Source organism: Chelatococcus sp. XZ-Ab1, from assembly GCF_029309855.1.
GTDB lineage: Bacteria > Pseudomonadota > Alphaproteobacteria > Rhizobiales > Beijerinckiaceae > Chelatococcus_A > Chelatococcus_A sambhunathii.
In genome coordinates this window covers 1-22,774 of the sequence record NZ_JARKII010000017.1, presented here as the reverse complement: position 1 = coordinate 22,774, position 22,774 = coordinate 1, and the positions used below count along the sequence as shown (strand labels likewise).

Annotated in this window: 20 protein-coding genes; 11 read left to right on the top strand and 9 right to left on the bottom strand. The window is 69.3% G+C overall.

The genetic code is table 11. The features are described from left to right. Nucleotides 1-38: 38 nt before the first annotated feature. The 5 genes from P2T65_RS19490 to pabB form a co-directional block, all read right to left on the bottom strand. A complete protein-coding gene (locus tag P2T65_RS19490) occupies nt 39-2,282 on the bottom strand; it encodes a heavy metal translocating P-type ATPase (protein WP_276200522.1) in 2,244 nt (747 codons plus the stop codon). Nucleotides 2,283-2,399: 117 nt separating this feature from the next. Continuing rightward, on the bottom strand, nt 2,400-3,188 hold the full coding sequence (locus P2T65_RS19485) for a DUF2189 domain-containing protein (protein WP_019402232.1): 789 nt from the start codon (nt 3,186-3,188) through the stop codon (nt 2,400-2,402). A gap of 118 nt (nt 3,189-3,306) precedes the next feature. Then, the gene (locus tag P2T65_RS19480; protein ID WP_276200521.1) at nt 3,307-4,176 is read right to left on the bottom strand and encodes an aminotransferase class IV; all 870 of its coding nucleotides are present in this window, start codon (nt 4,174-4,176) and stop codon (nt 3,307-3,309) included. Next, nucleotides 4,164-4,769 carry an aminodeoxychorismate/anthranilate synthase component II gene (locus tag P2T65_RS19475; RefSeq protein ID WP_276200520.1) on the bottom strand — a complete coding sequence of 202 codons (606 nt, stop codon included), beginning with the start codon at nt 4,767-4,769 and terminating at the stop codon, nt 4,164-4,166. Before P2T65_RS19475 ends, P2T65_RS19480 begins: the two co-directional genes overlap by 13 nt. Before the next feature lie 3 nt (nt 4,770-4,772). After that, nucleotides 4,773-6,170 carry an aminodeoxychorismate synthase component I gene (gene pabB / locus P2T65_RS19470; RefSeq protein WP_276200519.1) on the bottom strand — a complete coding sequence of 466 codons (1,398 nt, stop codon included), beginning with the start codon at nt 6,168-6,170 and terminating at the stop codon, nt 4,773-4,775. 552 nt (nt 6,171-6,722) lie between these two features. Here pabB and P2T65_RS19465 point away from each other — a divergent pair. The 6 genes from P2T65_RS19465 (at nt 6,723) to P2T65_RS19440 (ending at nt 14,427) form a co-directional block, all read left to right on the top strand. Continuing rightward, the gene (locus P2T65_RS19465; RefSeq protein WP_276200518.1) at nt 6,723-8,432 is read left to right on the top strand and encodes an NADH-ubiquinone oxidoreductase-F iron-sulfur binding region domain-containing protein; all 1,710 of its coding nucleotides are present in this window, start codon (nt 6,723-6,725) and stop codon (nt 8,430-8,432) included. Next, on the top strand, nt 8,429-11,239 hold the full coding sequence (fdhF, locus tag P2T65_RS19460; RefSeq protein ID WP_276200517.1) for a formate dehydrogenase subunit alpha: 2,811 nt from the start codon (nt 8,429-8,431) through the stop codon (nt 11,237-11,239). The genes P2T65_RS19465 and fdhF overlap by 4 nt, the downstream gene beginning before the upstream one ends. 309 nt (nt 11,240-11,548) lie before the next feature. Beyond that, nucleotides 11,549-12,025, top strand: coding sequence for an iron response transcriptional regulator IrrA (irrA, locus tag P2T65_RS19455; protein WP_276200535.1), 477 nt, complete (start codon nt 11,549-11,551; stop codon nt 12,023-12,025). Nucleotides 12,026-12,099: 74 nt separating this feature from the next. Beyond that, a complete protein-coding gene (locus tag P2T65_RS19450; protein ID WP_063187747.1) occupies nt 12,100-13,014 on the top strand; it encodes a LysR family transcriptional regulator in 915 nt (304 codons plus the stop codon). A 165-nt stretch (nt 13,015-13,179) separates the two neighbouring features. Next, nucleotides 13,180-13,902: a haloacid dehalogenase type II gene (locus P2T65_RS19445; protein WP_055460913.1), complete on the top strand. Its 723-nt coding sequence runs from the start codon at nt 13,180-13,182 to the stop codon at nt 13,900-13,902. Nucleotides 13,903-13,932: 30 nt separating this feature from the next. Continuing rightward, on the top strand, nt 13,933-14,427 hold the full coding sequence (locus P2T65_RS19440; RefSeq protein WP_055460914.1) for an Lrp/AsnC family transcriptional regulator: 495 nt from the start codon (nt 13,933-13,935) through the stop codon (nt 14,425-14,427). Between the two features lie 30 nt (nt 14,428-14,457). Here the strand turns inward: P2T65_RS19440 and P2T65_RS19435 are convergent, their stop codons facing one another. The 4 genes from P2T65_RS19435 to P2T65_RS19420 all read right to left on the bottom strand — a co-directional run bounded on the left by P2T65_RS19435 (nt 14,458) and on the right by P2T65_RS19420 (nt 17,617). Beyond that, entirely contained in the window at nt 14,458-15,309 is an 852-nt protein-coding gene (locus P2T65_RS19435) for an amidohydrolase family protein (protein ID WP_276200516.1), read from the bottom strand. Between the two features lie 90 nt (nt 15,310-15,399). After that, nucleotides 15,400-16,152 carry a fumarylacetoacetate hydrolase family protein gene (locus tag P2T65_RS19430; protein WP_055460916.1) on the bottom strand — a complete coding sequence of 251 codons (753 nt, stop codon included), beginning with the start codon at nt 16,150-16,152 and terminating at the stop codon, nt 15,400-15,402. A gap of 8 nt (nt 16,153-16,160) precedes the next feature. After that, entirely contained in the window at nt 16,161-16,919 is a 759-nt protein-coding gene (locus P2T65_RS19425; protein WP_055460917.1) for an SDR family NAD(P)-dependent oxidoreductase, read from the bottom strand. Beyond that, the gene (locus tag P2T65_RS19420) at nt 16,916-17,617 is read right to left on the bottom strand and encodes a hypothetical protein (protein ID WP_055460918.1); all 702 of its coding nucleotides are present in this window, start codon (nt 17,615-17,617) and stop codon (nt 16,916-16,918) included. The genes P2T65_RS19425 and P2T65_RS19420 overlap by 4 nt, the downstream gene beginning before the upstream one ends. A 164-nt stretch (nt 17,618-17,781) precedes the next feature. Here P2T65_RS19420 and P2T65_RS19415 point away from each other — a divergent pair, with 164 nt between their 5' ends. The 5 genes from P2T65_RS19415 to P2T65_RS21160 all read left to right on the top strand — a co-directional run. Then, entirely contained in the window at nt 17,782-18,633 is an 852-nt protein-coding gene (locus tag P2T65_RS19415; protein WP_055460919.1) for an IclR family transcriptional regulator, read from the top strand. Further along, nucleotides 18,630-19,451, top strand: a complete 822-nt coding sequence (locus P2T65_RS19410) for an ABC transporter permease (protein WP_071923322.1) — start codon at nt 18,630-18,632, stop codon at nt 19,449-19,451. Before P2T65_RS19415 ends, P2T65_RS19410 begins: the two co-directional genes overlap by 4 nt. Before the next feature lie 98 nt (nt 19,452-19,549). Next, nucleotides 19,550-20,548, top strand: coding sequence for an ABC transporter substrate-binding protein (locus P2T65_RS19405; protein ID WP_276200515.1), 999 nt, complete (start codon nt 19,550-19,552; stop codon nt 20,546-20,548). Nucleotides 20,549-20,577: 29 nt separating this feature from the next. After that, complete coding sequence (locus P2T65_RS19400) at nt 20,578-21,375, top strand: ABC transporter ATP-binding protein (protein ID WP_063187759.1); 798 nt, start codon at nt 20,578-20,580, stop codon at nt 21,373-21,375. 242 nt (nt 21,376-21,617) lie between these two features. Then, nucleotides 21,618-22,774, top strand: a 1,157-nt coding sequence (locus P2T65_RS21160; protein WP_346348321.1) for a DNA translocase FtsK, incomplete at its 3' end; no start/stop codon positions are given.

The window sequence follows — 22,774 nt, the reverse complement described above, 5'->3', positions numbered from 1 at the left end:
GCAAGGGGGGAGGGAAAGGGCGGCGCACCTTCTCGGCGTCACGCCCTCCGGAAGAACGCAAGTAGCCTCAGGGCGTTGAGCGTGACGAGCACGGTCGCGCCGGTATCGGCGAGGATGGCCATCCACAGGCCCGTCGCGCCGACGACCGTGGTGACGAGGAAGAGCGCCTTGAGCCCGAGGGCGACGGCGATGTTCTGGCGCACGTTGATCATGGTCGCGCGCGAAAGGCGCAGCAGCACCGGCACGTCGCGCACCCGGTCGTGCAGCAGGGCCGCATCGGCGGCTTCGAGCGCCACATCGGTGCCGCCGCCCATGGCAATGCCGACATGGGCCCGCGCCAGCGCCGGCGCATCGTTGATGCCGTCGCCGACCATGGCGATGCGCCGCCGGGCGGCGAGCTCGCCGATGGCCGCGGCCTTGTCCGCCGGCAGCATGCCGCCCCTTGCCTCGACACCCAACGCGCCGGCGATGGCTGCCGCCGTGCGCGGATTGTCGCCGCTCAGCATCAGGCTGCCGACCCCGAGCGCACCGAGCTCCGCGACCGCATCGGCTGCATCGGCCCGCGGCTCATCGCGCAGGGCGAACAGCCCAGCCGCCTCGCCGCCGACAACGATGACGACGACCGTCTTGCCCTCGCCTTCCAGCCGCGTGATCGACGCGCGCAAGGCGTCGTCGAGCGGCGCCCTTTCGGCGGCGAAGGGCGGCGCGCCGATGAAGACGGGCGTGCCGCCGACCGTCCCTTCCATGCCCTTGCCGGGCAGTGCACGCACATCCGAGGCCGCTGGCGGCTGGACGCCGTCCCTTCCGGCGCGCGCCGCGACGGCTGCGGCGAGCGGGTGGCTGGAATGGCTCTCGACCGCCGCGGCGAGGGCGAGGAGGCCGGCGGCGTCACGGCTGCCGAGGGGCACGATGTCGGTCACGACCGGACGACCGACGGTCAGCGTGCCCGTCTTGTCGAAGGCCACGGTCTCGATGCCCGCCAGCCGCTCGATGACGGCGCCGCCCTTGACGAGCAGGCCGTTGCGCGCCGCCGAGGACAAGGACGAGGCCATCGCCGCGGGTACGGAGATGACAAGCGCGCAGGGGCAGCCGATGAGGAGCAGCGTCAGGCCGCGATAGATCCACGTCATCCAGTCCCCGCCGGCGACGAGCGGCGGCGCCACAGCCACCGCGGCGGCGAGCGCCACGATGAGCGGCATGTACCGGCGGGCAAAATCGTCGATGAAGCGCGCTGTGGGCGCCTTGGCGTCCTGCGCCTCCTCGACGAGGCGCACGATGCGCGCGATGAGGTTGTCGGCGGCGCCCGCCTCCACCGTCACGCGCAGCGCCGCCTCGGCGTTGATGGCACCGGCGAAGACCTTGTCCCCCGGTCCCTTGGCGACCGGCACGGATTCGCCCGTGATCGGCGCCTCGTCGAGGCTCGAGCGCCCCTCGATGACGACGCCGTCGGCGGGCACCCTGTCGCCGGGCCGCACCACGACGACATCGCCGATGGCGAGGGCTTCGGCCGGGACGCCTTCGAGCCGGCCACCAGTCTCGCGCAGGGCCGTCTGCGGGACGAGGGCGGCAAGGGCGCGGATGCCGGAGCGGGCCTTCTCGGCCGCTACGCCCTCCAGCACCTCGCCGACGGAGAAGAGGAAGACGACGATGGCCGCCTCCTCCACCGCGCCGATGACGAGCGCGCCGATGACGGCAACCGTCATCAGCATGTCGATGGTCATCGGCGCGCCGGCCACGGCCTTGCGCAGCGCGGCCCGGGCGATGGGCGCGGCGGCGACGAGGCTCGCCACGATGAAGGCGGCATCGGCGAGGCGCGCATCGGCCAGGCTGACGCCGTAGGCGACGACGAGGAGAAGCCCGGCCGCAATGGCGATGCGGCCCTTGCCGGTCGCCCACCAGGACGGTGACGCGGCCCGACGGGGCTCGACGGATCCCTCCCCGCCCGGCGTCGCCAAAGGCGCGACGCGTGCGGCGCGATAGCCGAGGCGGCCGAGCAGCGCTTCGATCTCGCCGGTGCTCGTGCCGTTGCCCAGGTCCAGCGAGACGGTCTCGCGGGCGAGCGAAACGGAGACGCCCGAGACGCCCGGCAGCCGCGACAGCGCCTTGTCGATGGTCGCGACGCAGCTCGCGCAGTCCATCCCCTCGACGCGCCAGGTGAAGGCCGCCGGCGAGGCCCCGCCGAAGGGGGCCCCGTGGTCGTGCTCGCCATGAGCGTGGTGATGGCCGCAGCAGCCGCCTGCTTCTTGCGGAAGATGCGCAGTGGAATGGGTGCCGGTGTGCATGAACCTGCCCGTCCGTTTCTGGTCAGGCAGGCACCATAATTCCTGTAGCGACTACAGGGTCAAACGGCATCCGGCGCTTTTCGATCGCAGGGCGCGCATGGCCGCCCTGCGGTCCGCTCAGACCACCAGCTTGCGGTAGAGATGCCACGTGGCGTGGCCCAGCACCGGCAGGACGACGGCGAGGCCGACGAAGGCCGGCAGCGCACCGGCTACAAGGCTGAGGGCGACGACGAGACCCCAGACGAGGATGGGGATCGGGTTGACGAGCGCCGCCTTGATCGAGGTCGCCACCGCCACGGCCGCGCCTACGTCCCGGTCGACCAGCATGGGGAAGGAGACGGCGCTGAGGAGCAGCACGACGAGGGCGAAGCCGAGCCCGACGATATTGCCGATCACGATGAGGCGCAGCCCCTCGGGCGTGCCGAGGATGGTGGCGAAGAACTCGTTCATGGGCTTTGGCGCATCGATGCCGAAGATCGACTGGTAGATGGCATGGGCGGTGGCGACCCAGACGAAGAAGATCGCCATCAGCGCCACTGCCAGCGCGCCGATTGCCCAGATGGAGGGCGAGCGCAGCACGTCGAAGGCGTGCTTCCACGAGGTGTCGAGGCCCTGCTCGCGCCGCTTGCTCATCTCATAGAGGCCGATGGCGGCGAAGGGACCGATCAGCGCGAAGCCGGTGATGAGCGGATAGACCAGCGGCATCAGGTTGTTGTCGTAGGTCGCCCGCCCGAGCAGCAGCCCCATCACGGGATAGATGATGATGAGGAAAGGCAGGTGGCTCGGCATTTCCCGGAAGTCCTCGAGCCCGCGTGCGAGCGCCTGCCAGAGGTCACCGACCGTGATCTTGCGAACCGCGGGAACGTGGACGTCGTCGTTGGGCCCGGAAATGACATGGAAGACCATGGCTCTGCCTCCGCAAACCGTGGCGGTCGCGAGGCCCGAGATGGCGCTGCCCCCTTCTGCGCTGGTCACGTCGAGCTGCGACCTGCTGACGCAGCATAATCCCTTGCGGGCCTCCGTGTCATCCCACGGCGGAACCGGCTGCGAAGGGATCGCGGCCGCAGGCTGCGGAGATGGCCTCGCGGACCAGCCCGCGCAGGGCCGCCACCGCCTTTTCCGCGCGGCGTGGCAGGGGATGCCCATCGAGTGCCGCCACCGCCATGACGAGGCGCAGGCTGTTGGTGGCGAGAACGGCATCGGCCTCGAAGAGGTCCTCCGGCGCGAGCGGGGCTTCGCGCGCTGCAAGTCCCGCCTTCGCCGCTTGCGCGAGGAGGAAGGCCCGCAGCGTGCCGGGCAGCACGCCGTCACGGACGGGCGGGGTCAGGAGCCCGCTTCCCCGGATGATGAAGAGATTGGCCATGCTCGTCGCGGCCACGCGCGCCCCCGTGTTGAGGACAAGGGCATCGTCGGCGCCCCGGGCCGCGGCCTCCTCCAGCGCCAGCACGTTGTCGAGATAGGCGAGCGTCTTCATCCGAGAAAGCGGTGAAGTCTCGTTGCGGCGGATGGCGACGGTGGCGAGCGTGATGTCGGTAAAGGCCATCGATGGCTGCCACGGCGCCATGGTGACGAGGAGGTTCGGCGCCGCATCGGCGGGAATGCGCAGCCCGCGGGCACCGGGGCCGCGCGTCACGGCAAGGCGCAGCGCACAATCGCCGGCAGCGGTTTCGGCCAGCAGCATGGCAACCGCGCGGACAAACGCTTCGCGCTCTACCGGCAGGCGAAGCTCGGCCGCGGCGGAACAGAGCCGGTCGAGGTGCGCGTCGAGCATGAAGGGGCGGCCGGAGACGACGAGGATGGTCTCGAACAGGCCGTCGCCGAGCGTCAGGCCGCGGTCGCGCAGGTCGAGCGCGGCCGCGGTGCCTTCATGGATCTCGCCGTTCAGGACGAACATATTCCCTCCCCGTTGGCGGCGAACCGCTCGGCGGCGGCGAGAAAATTGGCGAGCAGCGCCTTGCCCTGCGGTGTCAGCACGGATTCGGGATGGAACTGGATGCCGTAGGTCGGATGCGCACGGTGCGCGAGCGCCATGATCTCGCCCTCGGGCGAGCGGGCCGTCACGCGCAGCGGCCCGGCTTCATCGTCGAGCGTGACGATCAGCGAGTGATAGCGCCCGACGGCGAGCGGCTGCGGCAGGCCGGCGAAGAGCCCTGCCCCCTCGTGCAGGGCCGGCGCCGCACGCCCGTGCATCGGTACCCGGGCGCGCACTACCTGCCCCCCGAACACTTCGCCGATGCACTGGTGGCCGAGGCAGATGCCAAGGAGCGGCACCCGCCCGGAAAAGGCGCGGACGACGTCGCACGAGATGCCGGCCTCTCGGGGCGTGCACGGCCCTGGCGAGAGCACGACGGCCGAAGGGTGCATGGCAGCGAGCCCTTCGACATCCACCGCATCGTTGCGCACGACCGTCACCTCGCGACCGAGCTCGCGCAGGTAGCGCGCGATGTTGAAGACGAAGGAATCGTAATTGTCGATGACGACGATCATGACTCACGCCGCCTCGCCCGTTGCCGAACCGGCGAAGGCCTCGAAGATACGACGGGCCTTCACCATCGTCTCCTCATGTTCGGCCGGCGGGTCGGAGAGCATGGTGATGCCGCCGCCGGCCTGCACCACGGCCTTGCCGCCGGCAAGCGTCACCGTGCGGATGGCGATGTTAAGGTCCATGTCGCCGGAAAAGCCGATGAAGCCGATGGCGCCGCAGAAGACGCCGCGAGCGTTGCGCTCGAGCTCGGCGATGATCTCCATGGCGCGGATCTTCGGCGCACCGGAGATGGACCCGCCCGGGAAGGTCGCGGCGATGAGATCGACGGCATCGCGCCCGGCCTCGAGCTCGCCCGTCACGGTCGAGACGAGGTGATGCACGTTGGCGTAGCTCTCGAGCGCGCACAGCGCCGGCTCATGCACGCTGCCCGGCCGGCAGACGCGCGAGAGGTCGTTGCGCAGGAGGTCGACGATCATCAGGTTCTCGGCCCGGTCCTTCTCGGAAGCGGCGAGAGCCGCCGCGAGCGCCGTATCCTCCTGCGGATCGGCGCTGCGCGGTGCCGTGCCCTTGATCGGCCGTGTCTCGACGTGGCCTCGGTCGAGGCGCAGGAACCGTTCCGGCGACGAGGAGGCGACCTTGACGTCACCGTAGTCGAGCCAGGCACCGAACGGGGCCGCATTGACCGAGCGCAGGCGCCGGTAGAAGGCCCAGCCGTCGAAGCCCGGCGGCAAAGGGGCCTCGAAGCGCTGGGCGAGGCAGGCCTGGAAGATGTCGCCCGCCAGGATGTAGTCGATGGTGCGGCGCACGACGGCGAGATAATCGTCGCGCGAGAAATCCGCGACCCAGGCATCGGAGGCGATCGCCGGATTGCCGCGCATCGGCGGTGCCGGCTGCCGCAGCCGGTCGAGAAAGGCCTCCGCCCGCTGCCCGGCGCGCCGCTCACGCACGGCAGGTTCGGTCTCGGGCCAGCCGGTGGAGACGAGGAAGGCGCGGGAGGCGACGAGGTCGAAGGCAAGGACCACGTCGTAGAAGGGCAGCACCGCCTCGGGCACCGCGCCAGCCCCGGCTGCGGTTAGGGGAAGCTTCTCGAAGGCGCGCGCGAGATCATAGGCGAGGAAGCCGGCCGCCCCGCCCTGGAAGGGCGGCAGGTCCGCCAGCCTCTCCTGCCGAAAGGCGGCGAGGCGCGCCTTCAGCGCCGGGACGAAAGGCTCGTCGAGCCGCTCTCCATCCCAGAAGCAGCGCCCGCCGCGCACCGAGAAGATGCCGAACGGATCGGCGGCCGCATAGGCGTAACGGCCGAGGCCGCCGTCGCGGGCGCTGTCGAGGAAGGTCAGATGCCCGAGAGGTGCGAGGCGCGCCGCCGCGTCCACAGGATCAAGGCCGTCGAGAACACGTATCTGCATGGGCCCTGCCCGACGTCCCCCAGCCTGGTTCCTGAGCCGGCATTTATGATCGCGCGCCGGCGGACCGCAAGCCCCGGCTGTCGGAAGAACGGGCGTGGGCGCGGATGCCTGCGACAAGCGCATGGCTGCTCGGTCGAGGTTCGACCGCTTGGCTTCAACGCGTCGATCTCGCGTGTGAAACGGATGCCGTCGCCATTCGGGGCGTGACAGGACACACGGCGCTGACATGGTCTTCCGGCCGTCTCCGCCGTCATGCCCGCGCTTGTCGCGGGCATCCATGCCACCCACGCCTGCGCGCTGCCGGAAGGCGTGGATGGCCGCGACAAGCGCGGCCATGACGGGCGGGGAGGCTGCGGCCCCTTTCCGTTTTCATCCGCGCCAGCCGGACGGCCGTGTAGGCGCGAGCATGGCGGTAAGACCTGCACTTCCCGGCAGCATCAGTCGCCGCTCCCGCAAGAAATCGTGATCTCGCCCCGGCGGCGTGCTACCAGTTTGGAATCGCATCAGAAAAGCGATCCGGCCTGCGACCCGGACGGCGGAGAGCGACAGGGAATGAGCGACGACGACGCGGTGATGGCGAGGCCCCGCGGCAAGGGACGGGCACGTGTCGGCAAGGGCCGTCCGCTTGACGAGGCCGCGCTCGACGAGGTGCGCGCCGTCATCATGGAGACGCCGCTCAGGCGCGACCGGCTGATCGAATATCTGCATCTCCTGCAGGACCGTTTCGGCGCGCTGCGCCCGCGCCACCTCCATGCGCTCGCCGCCGCCATGGGCCTCGCCCAGGCCGAGGTCTTCGAGGTCGCGAGCTTCTATCACCATTTCGACGTCATCGCCGACGACGCGCCGGACCTGCCGCCGGTCACCGTGCGCGTCTGCGACAGCATCTCTTGCATGCTGGCCGGTGCCGAGGACCTCGTCGCGGCGCTTATCGGCATGGTCGATCCGCGTGAAGTGCGCGTCGTGCGCGGGCCCTGTATCGGCCGCTGCGCCGCGGCGCCCGCCGCGCAGGTGGGGCAGCGGGCGGTCGATCACGCCACGGTCGAGACGATTGCCGCTCTCGCCGCCGAAGGAGCGACGGTTGCGCAGTTGCCGCAGTACGAGACGCTGAGCGCCTGTCTGGAGGCCGGCGGCTACCGCGCCTTCGTCTCCTGCCAGAGCGGGGCGAAAAGCCGCGAGGAGACGATCGCCGCGCTGTCGGACGCCGGCCTGCGCGGGCTCGGTGGCGCGGGCTTCCCGGCCGGGCGCAAGTGGGCGGCCGTGGCGGCGCAACCGGCGCCGCGGCTGATGACGGTGAATGCCGACGAGGGCGAGCCCGGCACCTTCAAGGACCGCTGGTGGCTGGAACGCACGCCGCACCGCATGCTGGAGGGCATGCTGATCGCCGCCTGGGCGGTGGCGGTGGAGCGCATCTACATCTACCTGCGCGACGAATATCCGGCCGTGCGCGAGATCCTGAGGCGCGAGATCGCGGCGCTTGAAGGCGCGGGGCTCGTCGCCCCCGGATTCATCGAACTGAGGCGCGGCGCCGGCGCCTACATCTGCGGCGAAGAATCGGCGATGATCGAGTCGATCGAAGGCAAGCGCGGCCTGCCGCGCCACCGGCCGCCCTATATCGCCGAGGTCGGCCTCTTCGGCCGCCCGACGCTCAACCACAATGTCGAGACGCTCGCCTGGATCCCCGACATCCTGTCGCGCGGCGCCGACTGGTTCACCGCCGAGGGTCGGCGCGGGCACAAGGGCCTGCGCTCCTTCTCCGTCTCCGGCCGCGTGCGCGAGCCGGGCGTCAAGGTCGCGCCGGCGGGCATCACGGCGCGCGAATTGATCGACGAGTTCTGCGGCGGCATGGCCGAGGGACACGCTTTCGCCGCCTATCTGCCCGGCGGCGCCTCCGGCGGCATCCTGCCGGCCTCTCTCGCCGACGTGCCGCTCGACTTCGGTTCGCTCGATCCGCACGGTGCCTTCATCGGCAGCCATGCCGTCATCGTGCTTTCCGACAAGGACGACCTCAGGGCCGTCGCGCTCAATCTCATGCGTTTCTTCCGTGCCGAGAGCTGCGGCCAGTGCACGCCCTGCCGCGCCGGGACCGACAAGATGGTGCGCCTGATGGAAGCCGACGCGTGGGACCGCGACCTGATGGAGGATCTCTCCACCGCGATGCGTGACGCCTCCATCTGCGGCCTCGGCCAGGCGGCGCCCAATCCTGTGCGTTCGATCCTCGCCTTCTTCAACGGCACGGCAGCGGGAGCAGGAGGGGCACGATGAGCGAGACGGAGGACCTCATCCGCTTCACGCTCGACGGGCGCGAGATCACGGCCCTGCCCGGTGAGACCCTGTGGCAGGCGGCAAGGCGCGCCGGCACCGACATTCCCCACCTCTGCCACCTGCCCGAGCCGGGCTACCGGCCGGACGGCAACTGCCGCGCCTGCATGGTGGAGATCGAGGGGGAACGCGTGCTCGCCGCCTCCTGCATCCGCAAGCCAACGCCGGGCATGGTGGTGCACTCGGCCTCGCACCGGGCCGAGAAGGCCCGCGCCATGGTCTTCGAGCTGCTCCTTGCTGACCTGTCCGCGCGCGAGGCGGCGCCGGATCCGGATGCCCCGTTCTGGCAATGGGCGGAGCGCGTCGGCGTCACGGCGAGCCGCTTCGCGAACGGGCGCACTTCCTCTCATGACGGCACGGCCCAAGCTGGCCACGCCCTTCTCGCTCAGCCCCCGCACGATACGAGCCATGTGGCCATCGCCGTCAATCTCGATGCCTGCATCGCTTGCGGGCTGTGCGCACGCGCCTGCCGCGAGGTGCAGGTCAACGACGTCATCGGCATGGCCTTCCGCGGGCTCGACACGCGCCCGGTCTTCGACATCGCCGCGCCGATGGGCGCCTCCACCTGCGTCGCCTGCGGGGAATGCGTGCAGGCCTGCCCGACGGGCGCGCTCTTCGAAAAATCGCTGATGGACGCGGCGGCGCGGCAACGCACGGTGGTGGCGGATCGGCATGTCGACAGCGTCTGCCCGTGGTGCGGCGTCGGCTGCCTGACGCGCGTTGCCGTGAAGGACGACACCATCGTGCAAGTGGACGGGCGCAACGGCCCGGCCAACGAGAACCGCCTGTGCGTCAAGGGCCGCTTCGGCCACGACTACATCCGCCATCCGCATCGGCTCACGGTGCCCCTGGTGCGGCGCGAGGATGCGCCGAAGCGCGGCGACATCACCGTCGATCCCGCGAACCCGTGGACGGTCTTCCGCGAGGCGACCTGGGAGGAGGCGCTCGACCGCGCGGCTGGCGGATTGAAGCGCATTCTCGATGCGCACGGGCCCAGCGCCCTCGCCGGCTTCGGCTCGGCCAAGGGCTCCAACGAGGAGGCCTATCTCTTCCAGAAGCTGGTGCGGCAGGGCTTCGGCACCAACAATGTCGACCATTGCACGCGGCTGTGCCACGCCTCCTCCGTCGCGGCGCTGATGGAGGGCGTCGGTTCCGCCGCCGTCTCGGCGCCGTTCAATGCGGCGCTGGAGGCCGACTGCATCCTCGTCATCGGCGCGCGGCCGGCCCAGAACCATCCCGTCGCCGCCACCTATTTCAAGCAGGCGGCGAAGGGCGGGGCGACGCTGATCGTCGCCGACCCGCGCGGGCAGGACCTGATGCGCCATGCGACGCACGCCCTGCGCTTCAAGCCGGGCACCGACGTCGCGCTGCTCAACGCGATGCTCAACGTGATCATCGACGAAAGGCTCTACGACGAGCAATACATCCAGGGCCACGTGGACGGTTTCACGGCGCTCCGGGAGAAGGTCGCCGCCTTCACGCCCGAGGCGATAGAGCCGGTCTGCGGCATCCCGGCCGAAACCATCCGCACCGTGGCGCGAACCTATGCGCGCGCCGAGCGCTCGATCATCTTCTGGGGCATGGGCGTGTCGCAGCACGTGCACGGCACGGACAATTCGCGCTGCCTCATCGCGCTCGCCCTCATCACCGGCCAGATCGGGCGGCCGGGCACGGGCCTTCACCCCCTGCGCGGGCAGAACAACGTGCAGGGCGCCTCCGATGCCGGGCTCATCCCGATGGTCTTCCCCGACTATCAGAGCGTGGCGGACGACGATATCCGGGCCCGCTTCGAGGACCTGTGGGGCCGGCCGCTCGACCCGGTGCGCGGGCTCACCGTTGTCGAGATCATCGACGCGATCCACGAGGGCAGCATCCGGGCCATGTACATCATGGGCGAGAACCCGGCGATGTCGGACCCGGACCAGATCCACGCGCGTGAAGCGCTGGCCAGGCTCGAGCACCTCGTGGTGCAGGACATCTTCCTCACGGAGACCGCCTGGCACGCCGACGTCGTGCTGCCGGCCTCGGCCCACGCCGAAAAGCTCGGCACCTACACCAATACCAACCGGCAGGTACAGCTCGGCCGGCCCGCCGTGCCGCTGCCGGGCAAGGCGCGGCAGGACGTCGCGCTCATCATCGAGATCGCCAACCGCCTCGGCCTCGGCTGGACCTATGCCGATGTCGGCGAGGTCTACGAAGAGATGCGCTCGGTGATGCCGTCGCTCGCCCACATCTCCTGGGAGCGCGTCGAGCGCGAAGGCTCGGTGACCTATCCGGCGCCGGCCGACGATGCGCCGGGGACGGAGATCCTCTTCGCACAGGGCTATCCGACGAAGGATGGGCGGGCGCGGCTCGTACCGGCGGACCTGTCCCCGCCCGACGAACTGCCGGATGCCGAGTTCCCCCTCGTACTGACGACGGGGCGGCTCCTCGAGCACTGGCACACCGGCTCCATGTCCCGCCGCTCGAGCGTGCTCGACGCCATCGAGCCGGAGGCGATGGTCGCCATGCATCCAGGCGAGATCGGCCGACGCGGCCTCGCGGCCGGCGAGATGGTGCGCGTCGAGACCCGGCGCGGCACGATCACCCTGCGCCTGATGGCCGACCGGCAGGTCGCGGAAGGCATGATTTTCATCCCCTTCTGCTACGGCGAAGCGCCGGCGAACGTCCTCACCAACCCGCAGCTCGACCCCTTCGGCAAGATTCCCGAGTTCAAGTTCTGCGCCGCGCGCATCACGCCTGCAGGCTGACGACATGCGTCACCGGCGGCTGCGGCATGGCACCAACCGCAGGCTCGAACCTGCCAGTGGCAATCTCATCGTTATTGCAAGGACAAGGCCGCTCTATTTAATTTAGAATGATTAAAAAATTAAATGACTATGCCAAAGCGCCCGATATTCGGTGTTTGACTTGGCGAAACATGTTCTAGTATGGAGCTTTCATCGGCCGGTATCGGCGAAATTGAGTGTTTCCGGAATTGCATGGGAGGTAGCGTCATGGCGGACCAGCAGCGGATGTTCGGTGATCGCGGCACGGCCGGCGACATCAACCTGCGCGCCATGCTCGACCGTGCCCCGCGTTCGCCCATGGCGGGCTGCGCGTTCCACGACATGCGCGAGCGCCTGCGCAAGGTCGGCCTCAGGCCCACGCGCCAGCGCCTGATGCTGGGCTGGCTGCTCTTTGCCAAAGGCCACCGCCACGTCTCCGCCGAGATGCTCTACGAGGAGGCGACCCGCGCCAAGGCGGCCGTGTCGCTCGCCACGGTCTACAACACGCTGCACCAGTTCACGGAAGCCGGGCTCCTCAAGCAGCTCGCCCTCGACGGCACCAAGAGCTATTTCGACACCAACGTCACCGATCATCACCATTACTTCATCGAGGACGAGCAGGTGCTGGTCGACATCCCGCCCGGCGAGCTCGACGTGCGGGTGGTGCCGAACGTGCCCGCGCATTTCGAGCTGCGCGACGTCGAGGTGATCGTGCGGGTGCGCCGGCGGGACCGCCTGGCCCTGGCACGCGCCAGCGGCGAAGCCTGAGCGCGATTGACGCCTCCCGTGTGATGGATTGAACTGCAAGGCATCTTGCGAGGAGATGCCTTGGGTCGGCCGTCATGAACAGCAGCGATCTCGCCTTCTTCCTCGCCGCAGCCCGGCATGGCAGCATCGGGCGCGCTGCGGCGGCGCTCAACACGGTCCAGTCCAACGTCACGGCCCGCATCCGCGCTCTTGAGGCGGAGATCGGCGAGGCGCTGTTTACGCGGCACAGCCGCGGCGTACGCCTGACAGCGGCGGGCGAGCGCCTCATGCCCTATGCCCTGCGCGTCGGCCAGCTGCTCGCGGAAGCGCGCGAGGCGGTGCGCGACGACGGCGCCGACCCTTCCGGCGCGCTGCGCATCGGCTCGCTGGAGACCACGGCGGCGCTGCGCCTCCCGTCCGTCCTTGCCGCCTTCGCCCGCGCCTGCCCGCGGGTCGACCTGCATGTGGAGACCGGGACCAGCGAGGCCCTGATCGGCAAGGTGCTCGACGGCGACCTCGCCGCCGCCTTCGTCGTCGGGCCCGTGACCCATGCGGCGCTCGTGGCGGAGCCGATGGTGGAGGAGGAACTCGTCCTCGTCACCGCCCCCTGGCTGGGTCCGCCCCGCTGGCTCTCTGCCTCCCCCGGCGCCGCGCCTGCGGCCGAACAGGCAAAGCTCATCGTCTTCCGCGCCGGCTGCAGCTATCGACGGCGCTTCGAGGCGCTCATCGCCACGGCCGGCATCGTCGAGGTCCGCCATCTCGAGTTCGGCACGCTCGACGGCATCATCGGCTGCGTTGCGGCCGGGGTCGGCATCAGCCTCCTGCCGCGCGCCGTGGTGGAGTCAGCGCGCGCCGCGGGACGGATTGCGACGCACCCCGTGCCCAGCGGCAGCGCCCGCGCCATCACCGTGCTCGTGCGGCGGCGCGACGTCCATGTGCCCGCGGCGCTCGCGCGCCTCGCCGACTGTGCGCGAAGCGCCATGTCCCCCGCCAGCCGCGATGCGGCGTGAGCGGATAATGGACGACGCAGCAGTTGATGCCAATTCGGGTCGAGCTTCGGCACATCCTGCCAAAGAGATGGCTGGCCGGCGGAGGGCCTGCGCCGGCTCACGCCTCTAACCTTCATTTACCGCCTTCGCGAGGCTCGCAGTGGCGGGCGAGAAATGGAGTGTTCCATGAAACTGACCGACTTCAAGGTGCTGACCTTCGACTGCTACGGCACGCTGATCGATTGGGAGAGCGGCATCCACACGGCGCTGCAGCCGCTCCTTGAGAAGGGCGGGCGCGCCCGCCCACGTGACGAGGTGCTGGAGACCTTTGCGCGGCACGAGAGCAGCCAGCAGGCCGAGACGCCCGACATGCTCTACTGCGACCTTCTCGCCCGCGTGCATCGCCGGATCGCGGACGAATGGGGCATCGCTGCGAGCGCCGAGGATGACCGGCGCTTCGGCCTTTCCGTCGGCGACTGGCCGGCCTTCCCGGATTCGGCCTCGGCCCTCCAGTACCTGCAGAAATTCTACAAGCTCGTCATCCTCTCCAACGTCGATCACGCCAGCTTTGCGCCCAGCAACGAGAAGCTGGGCGTTACCTTCGACGCCGTCTATACGGCGCAGGACATTGGCTCGTACAAACCGAACCCCCGCAACTTCACCTATATGCTGGAACAGCTCGCCGGCCTCGGCTACGGCAAGGCGGATATCCTGCACACGGCCCAGAGCCTCTTCCACGACCATGTGCCGGCCAAGACCGTCGGCCTCGCCTCGGCCTGGATCGACCGGCGGCGCAACGAGGGCGGCTGGGGCGCGACGATGCCGCCGGACGGCGACGCCCGCTACGATTTCCATTTCGCCAGCATGGCCGAAATGGCAAAGGCCCATCAGGACGCCCTGCGCGGCTGAGCACCGCGCTTTTCCGGAGACCACGAGCCGATGACCGGCGCCCCGAAGCTCGACCGCATCGACCTCAACATCCTCGTTGAGCTGCAGAAGAACGGACGCATGACCAATGTTGCGCTGGCCGAGGCGGTCGGGCTGTCGCCGAGCCCGTGCCTGCAGCGGGTGAAGCGGCTCGAGGCGGCACGCTACATCGCAGCCTACGGCGCCACAATCAATCTCGCGAAGCTCGGCCAGACGGTCATGGTCTTCACGGAGATGACGTTGCACGACCACCGGCGGGAGGATTTCGTGCGCTTCGAATCCTTCATCCGCACGGTCGACGAGGTGATGGAATGCCATCTCGTCAGCGGCGGCTACGACTATCTCGTTCGGTTCATCACCCGCGGCGTGCTGCACTACCAGGAGGTGATGGACCGAATCATCGAGCGTAACGTCGGCATTGCCAACTACTTCAGCTACATCGTGCTGAAATCACCCCTGGTTCGCACCGAATATCCCCTCACCACCCTCTTCCGAGAGGAGGACTGACGGCAGCGGCGAGGACGTTCGCTGCCCGCGTCATCGCGCCAGCTGGTAGACCTGCGCGGCATTGCCGCCGAAGACCCGCGTGTGCCCGTACTCGCCGAGCGGCGCGAGCAGTTCCTCGGCGGTGAGCACCACGCGGGCATAATCGGCGGCGAGCAGGCAGACCGGCCAGTCGGAACCGAAGATGAGGCGCTCGGAGCCGAAGAGGGCGATGGCGCGCGCGACATAGGGCGCAAGGTCCTGCGGCGTCCAGCCGCCCCAATCCGCCTCGGTCACGAGGCCGGAAACCTTGCACCAGACGTTGGGGCGCGCCGCCAGCTCGGTCATCAGCGCGCTCCACGGCTCCATCGCGCCCTCAGCGATGCGCGGCTTGGCCATATGGTCGAGCACGAAGCGCACGTCTGGGTTGGCGTCGACGCAGCGGATCGCAGCGGGTAGTTCGCGCTCGCGCACCAGAAGATCATAGGCGAGACCCTCGTGGCCGACCGCGGCGATGCCCGCGATCACGTCCGGCCGGGCGAGCCAGTCCGCATCGTCCTCGTCGTGCGCCTGGTGGCGGATACCCTTGAGAAAGGCACCACCCGGCGCCCGGCGCAACTGCCGGATAGCGCCAGCGACGTCCGGCCCCGTCAGGTCGACCCAGCCGACGACGCCAGCTATGAAGGCATTGTCCTGCGCCTGGGCGAGGAACCTGAGCGTCTCCGCGATGTCGGCGCGCGTCTGGACGAGGACCGTCCGCGTGATGCCGGCGGCAGCGATGAGCGGAGCCATGTCCTGTGGGCCGAACGGCCGGCGGATGGGGGCGAGCGCGTCGGGCGCCATCCAGGGATAGTCCGCCTCCTGCGGATTCCAGAAATGATGGTGGGCATCGATGCGTCCGCTCATGGTCCTCTCGCTGGCTGCGGGGCTGGCGGGGCGGAGTTGTCGCACTGCGGCGGCCCGGGAGCAAGGTAGGGTCTGAGCGCCGACAAGTGATCAGGCGCGGAGAAGGATGCCGCCAAGCCCCTCGATGTGCGCACTGAGCGTACCGGACCGCCCGCAGCGGACAAGGCCGACAAGGCTCCCGGTGGTCACGATCTGGCCGGCCCGCAGCCCGCCCAGCGCGTCGCTCTGGGCATTCGCCCAGGCGAGCAGCGGCGCCAGCGGATCGCCCGCCGGATGGCCGCCGGTCGCGTCGTGTATGACAGTGCCGTCGCGCGACACACGGCAGCGCAAGTCCGACAGCCCATCGATGGATGCGAGTGGCACGGGTTTGCCCGCAACGAAGCCGCCGTTGCCGAGATTGTCGGCGAGAAAGGCGGGGAACGGCGCGGTTGCCCCCTCGGCGAGGCGGCTCGCGACGATCTCAATGCCGACGAGCACACCATCGACCGCTGATACGACGTCCTCGCGCGCATAACCACCCGTGCGGAGCGGCAGGTCACGACCCAGCCGGAAGGCGATCTCGACCTCGACGGCATCGGGATCGCTGTCGCCTGTCAGCCGATAGCCGGAATGCAGGAGCGGCCCGAGCAACGGCGCAGCCACGGGCGTGCCGTCCGCGAGGGCCGCCTTCCAGCCGGCAACCTCCATGCCTAGACGGCGGGCGACGAACGCCTGCACGGCATAACCCTCGGCTGCATCGCGCGGCAGTTCATACGCCGTGCAGGCGATGGGCTCGCCGTCCACGCGGGCCCCGAGAAGCGCCTCGGCAAAGGCGGCGAGGTGGCGCTGCATCGCCGGCGGCATGACTTTCCTCAATAGCTGGCGCGGCCGCCGGAGATATCGAAGACGCCGCCGGTGGAGAAGGAACAATCGTCGGACGAAAGCCACAGCACCAGCCGGGCGATCTCCTCGACAGCGACGAAGCGGCGCATCGGAATACGGGCGAGGATCTCGGCGCGTCGTTCGCTGGTCAGTTCCTTCGCCATGCTGGTCTCCGCCGCGGCAGGTGTGATGCAGGTGACGCTGATCGCCTCCTCGGCCGTCTCCCTTGCGACACTCTTCGTCAACGCGATGAGCCCCGCCTTGGAGGCGCTGTAGGCGCCGGCGCGCGGCATGCCCTCCTTGCCCTGGATGGAGGCGACATTGACCACATGGCCGCGCAACGGCTGCGCGGCCTGGCCGCGCATCAGCGCGACCACGGCCCGCATCGCGAGATAGGCGCCGACGAGATTGACCTCCAGGACGCGGCGGAAATCGTCCGGATCGCTCTCCCACACCGGCTTCACCTCGCCGAGGATGCCGGCGTTGTTGACGAGGATGTCGATGCGGCCCCACTGCGCATGGCATTGCCGAGCGGCCTCGTCGACCGCGCCGGCATCGGTGATGTCGACCACGCGGCGGTCCGGCTCGCCGCCGAGTTCCGCCACCGCCGTTTCGAGCGCCCGGTCGTCGCGATCCCACAGGCTGACGCGCGCGCCCGAAGAGATGAGCGCCGAGGCGACGGCTCGGCCGATGCCGCCGGCCCCGCCGGTGACGATGGCCGTGCGGCCGGCAAGGTCGTAACGGTTCATGTGCCCTCTCCCGCGAGCGGACGCTGGCACATCGCCTGCAGCCGATAGTGCCCGAGTTGCGGCGCCCCGACCACACCGGGCGCGAGCAGCTGATCGAGCGTCAGCTGGTCCTGGCAGAAGGTGGCGAAGGGCGCCTCGTCGCCCCAGCCCTCGATCACCACGATCCAGCGCGGGATGCGGTTGGGCTCGGCACGGGCCTTGCGCTCGGCATTTTCGACGGCGCTCGCCTCGGCATCGGCGACGAGCAGATGCACGCCGGCGATGCCCGACCTTCTTGCAAGGCCGGGCAAGAGCCGGTCGCGCATCGCGGCGAGATGGGCCGCGGCAGATGCATCCTCGACGTCATAGCGGATGGTGGCCACGAGCCCCCCCTCGCCATGGCCGAGGCTGACCGCCACGCGGCATATGGAGCGGGCGACAGAGCGGAAGTGCTTCACTGCCTTCAGCGTCCATGGCGTCGGCGCATTGAGCCGGGCCACATAGTCGGGCCCGGTCACGGTCGCGTGGTCGCGCGCTTCGTAGAGGTTGAAGAACTCAAGGTCGGCCGCGCTGGCGACATAGCGGCGGCCGCGCAGGAAGCCCGGGATGGCGACGCGCTCGGGCATGTGCTCGAGGCCGTGCCATGCATAGAATTCTTCCCGCCCTTCCGGCGCGATGTCGTGCCAGATGGCGACCGCGCCGCGTCCAGCAAGGCCCATCGTCTCTCCCTCCCCCGTCGGCTCGCCCGCGCCATGAAGCGCTCGGCATGCCCGCGCCACGGATTGACTCGCCGCGCCGCCTGCCGCTATAGCTACCAGACAACAAAAATGGAACGCAATTCCAAAATGGTTTATTGTTCCATTTAAAGGGACCCAGGCCCCGAATGACCGTCGCCGCCGTGGATCGCTGCCTCAGCCTGATCGAGGCTCTTGCCGGAGAACCCGACCCGATCGAGCTCGGCGTCCTCGCGGAACGCATCGGCATGCCCAAAAGCGCGACGCACCGCATGCTGGCGACCCTCGTGGAGCGGGGCTATGTCGCGCAGGATCCGGTAACGCAGGGCTATGGCCTCACACTGCACTTCTCCATCCTCGCCTTCCGCAATCTCGATGTGCGCGGCCTGCCGGATGTCGGCCAGGTGGTGCTCGACCGGCTGGCGCGCCGCACCGGCGAATACTGCCGCCTGTCCGTCGTCGAGGGCGAGCGCCTCGTCTGGGTGGCGCGGGCGCAGGGCGCCACTGCCGGGCTTCGCTATGAGCCGGACATGGGCCAGGAGGTCGTGCTGCACACCACGGCGACCGGCAAGGCCTGGCTTGCCACCCTGCCCGAGAGCGAGGCGCTGCGCATCGTCTGCGCCCGCGGCTTCGAGACCGGGACCGCGTTGGGCCCGCGACGCCTGAAGACCGTCGACGAACTGCGCCGCCACCTCGACGAGACGCGGGCGCGCGGCTATGCCCTCGCCGTCGAGGAGGGGGAGCCCGGCACCGTGGCCCTCGCGGTCGCCTTCCGGGCGGACGAGGACCCGACGGCCCCGGCCGCCGGCACGCTCTCCGTCGCCGGCCCGCTCGTGCGCCTCGGCGCGGACCGGCACGAGGCGATCGCCGCCGCGCTCCTCGAGGCCGCGCGCGAGATGGCGCAGCTGTGGCCGCTGCGCAAGCGCCAGCCGCGCCGGCTGGCCGCCGTCGCGCCGACCGACGAGCGCAACATCCCACCGCATCAGCTGAGGGCCGGATGATGGTCGCCGACACGCAACATGCCGCCCTGCCCGCCGCGCAAGGTCCCGGCCTTGCGGCGCGTGCCCGCGGCTGGCTCGCCGCCGCGGCCTGGCCGCTCGCGAGCTTCGCCGTCCTGCTCCTCCTCTGGGAGTGGGTAGTGCCGGTGCTGGAGATCCCGGAATACATCCTGCCAGTGCCATCGGCCTTCATAGCCAAGCTCGTCGAGGCGCATGCGCTCATCTTCGAGCATACGCTGGTGACGGCGAAGGAAATCCTCCTCGGCTTCCTGATGGCGACAGTGATCTCGATTCCGCTCGGCTTTCTCATCGTCTCGGTACGGCTGCTCGAGAAGGCGGTCTATCCGATCATCGTCTTCTTCCAACTGGTGCCGAAGATCGCCATCGCGCCGCTCTTCGTCGTCTGGTTCGGCTTCGGGCTGTTTCCGAAGGTGCTGCTGACCTTCCTGCTCTGTTTCTTCCCCACGCTGGTCGCCAGCATGAGTGGCTTTCGCGCCCTCGACGAGCGGGTGCTCTATCTCACGAAGTCCATGGGCGCGAGCGGTTGGCAGACCTTCCGCTATGTGCGTGTGCCGGCGGCACTGAGCTACATCTTCGCCGGGCTCAAGGTCTCCATCGTCTTTGCGGCGACAGGCGCCATCGTCGGCGAATTCGTCGGCGCCAATGCCGGGCTCGGCTATCTCCTGCTGCGCGGCACCAGCTTCCTCGATATGCCGCTCATCTTCGCCTGTCTCGTCGCGCTCAGCGTCATCGGCATCCTCTTCAGCTACGCCGTCGAGATGCTGGAGGGCCTGCTGATGCCCTGGCAGCGCAAGGGCTGAGACGCGGGGCCGGGAGGCCCGCACACCAACCGCCCGCACGAGACGGGCGGGCACACAACACGATCGAACGGCAAGACCCGATCGAAGGGGAGGACAGGATGAAGAAGGCAATGCTGATCGCCGCAGCCGCCGCGCTGGCGCTGGGCATGGGGCAAACCGGGGCCGGGGCGCAGGAGAAACTCACCCCGATGAAGCTGACGCTCAACTTCCTGGCGGCGGGGCCGAATGCCGGCTTCATGTATGCCAAGAAGCTCGGGCTCTACGAGAAGGCGGGCATCGATCTCACCATCGAAGAGGGCAAGGGCTCCGGCACCACGGCACAGCAGGTGGCGACGGGACAGACCGACGTCGGCTTCGCCGATGCGCCGGCCGCCATGCAACTGCGCACCAAGGGCGCGCCGGTGAAGATCGTCGCCCCCATCCTGCAGACCAACGGCTTCGCCATCATCTCGCTGAAGGAAAAGGGCATCAACAGGCCGCAGGACCTGATCGGCAAGACTCTCGCCGTTCAGCCCGGCACGGCGCAGACGACGCTGCTCGAGGCCATCCTCGCCGCCAACAACATCGACAAGTCGAAGGTCAACATCGTCAACATCGATCCCGGCGCCTTCGTCGGCGCGGTGCTCGAGAAGAAGGTCGACGCCATCCTCGGCGGGGCCGACTACCAGTCCATCCAGATGCGCGACCGCGGTTTCGAGGTGACGGACCTCTTCTACCGCGACATCGGCGTGCCCACCGTCGGCCTGTCGATCATCGCCCGCGACGACCGCATCGAGAAGGATGTCGACCTCTACAAGAAGTTCGTGGCCGCGAGTCTCGCCGGCTGGGAAGCGGCGCGCAAGAACCCGGACGAGGCGGCCGCCGCTGTGCTCGAACAGTTCCCGTCCGTGACCAAGGAGCAGATCACCAAGCAGTTCGACGTCGTCTTCAAGCTGATGTGCGCTCCCGGCGCCACGCGCCTCGGCGAGGTGCCGGAGAAGAACTGGCAGACGACCTACACGCTTCTGACGACCTATCTCGGCCTGCCCAAGGACAAGCCGATCACCGACTACTACACCACCACCCTCCTGCCGGCCGACGCCCCGGCCTGCAAGTGATGGTCGCGAACCCGCGGCGGATGATGACGATGAACGCCCCGATCGCCGACAGGACGAAAGCCGCCGACGCCGCCTCCATCGAGGGGAAGAACGTCGTCAAGACCTTCGGCGGCTTCACGGCCGTCGACGATATCTCCTTCGCCATCGGCAAGGGGGAGTTCGTCAGCCTCATCGGCCCGTCCGGCTGCGGGAAGAGCACCTTGATGCTCATCGCGGCCGGGCTGCAGCCCTTGTCGACGGGCGCGATCCTCGTCAACGGCGCACGCCTCGACAGACCGCTGACGGATATCGGCATCGTCTTCCAGGATCACCTGCTGCTCGACTTCCGCACGGCGCTCGACAACGTGCTGCTGCAGGCCGAGATCCGCGGCCTGCCGATGGAGCCGGCGCGGGCGCGCGCGATGGAGCTGTTCGAGAAGCTTGGCATTGCCCATGCCGCCGACCGCTATCCCAAGCAGCTCTCCGGTGGCATGCGCCAGCGCGTGTCGATCGCCCGCGCGCTGATCCACGATCCGTCCGTGCTGATGATGGACGAGCCTTTCGGAGCGCTCGACGCCATCACCCGCACGCAGATCCGCCACGACCTCGAACTGTTGTGGATGGAGACGGGCAAGACCGTGCTCTTCATCACCCACAGCCTCGAGGAGGCCATCGGGCTGTCCGACCGGGTGCTCGTCATGTCGCCCTCCCCGGGCCGTATCGTCGACGAGATCAAGGTGGAGCTGCCACGCCCGCGCCCGGCCCATCTCGGCGACTATCCGAGCTTCAACATCTACGCCGACCGCATCCACGCCCTGTTCCGCCAGTTTGGCGTCATCAAGTACTGAAGTATCTCGCGCGCTGTGCTGCAAGCGATGACGCAGCGCCTGCCACCCGGCGTTTTAGCGGCCGTTAACCGTGATGCGGGTAGGAATCGGCCCGTCAGAGTGGCCAGAAGAATCTGCGGGCGTCGATGCGCAAACGGGAACTGCCTTCACGAAACAGCGAAACGGACGCCGCAGATATCCTGCCCAACCCGCTCAGGGCCGCAGGCCGGCTAAGGCGCAACCGCCCCCCGGAGGAGCCCGCGGTGACGGCGCCCAAGCTGATGCCGCATCCGGCGACAATCGTGTTGCCAACCCATGTCCGCTATGCGCGCACCCCCGACAAGCTGCGCCAGATGGAAGCGGCGCTCGCGGCAGAAGCGGCGATCGCCACCGAACAGCCGCGAGGACCGCAGGCCGGCACGACGCGGGTGAAGTTCGGCCGCACCCCGGACCATCTCATCCAGCAGGTATGGAAGGGCGTCCTGCCGGCCCTGCCACCACAACAGGGGCCGGCCGAAGCGCCGGTCGGCTCGGAGGCTCCGCACGCCGAAAGCCGAATGCCCACGACCGCGGCGTTCATCGAGGAGCCGCTGGCGGCTGAAACGCTTTTCGCCGGAACCAACGAACCTGCAGAGCGCGAGGACGTCGCCTTCGTCGCCATATCCGATCACGCCTTCTTCGAGTTCGGCTGCAACCCCGCCCTGCTTCCGGCGGCACCGGCCGACCGGGCGGTCGCTGGTGAACAGGAAGCCGCGTCGGCGCCGGAGGCTTGTGCGCCGCAGACGCATGCGGGCGAAGACCATGAACCGGAGGTCCACGAAGCCGACGAGCCGGAACCCGGGGAGCGGACCGCCCCGGCCGGCGTATCCGCGGATACGGTCGAGGCGTGGTGGAGCCATGCCTATAGCGTGAACCTGCGGCTTGTCGGCAGCACGGGGATCGAGCGGGCCTTCACGACGGCCCCCACAAAGACCCCCGAACCTGCCGTCGAGGACAGCCCTGCCGAAGAGCCGACCCTCCCGGTCGCGCCGGAGCCGCAAGCGCCGGCAGTCCGCGTTCCGGAAGCGCCGACGACCAATGCCATCGCCGTCCCGCCAGGCAACGACAACCGGGTGGTGAGGCGGGAGGTCGCGCGCCCGCCCGTCGCGGCGCTGAAGCCACCAGTGGCGCCCGCGCCGGCGCCCGCACGCCAGCCCGCTCCTCCGCCTGCCGCAGAGGCCTTCGAACTCCCGCCCATAACGCTCCTTGCCGAGCCCCCTGTCTCGACCGGCACGGGTGATGCGCCGGAGTTCATCGAGCAGAACGCGGCACTTTTGGAGAGCACGCTGGAGGATTTCGGGGTCAAGGGCGAGATCATCAACGTGCATCCCGGCCCGGTGGTGACGCTCTACGAGCTGGAGCCGGCGCCCGGCACCAAGTC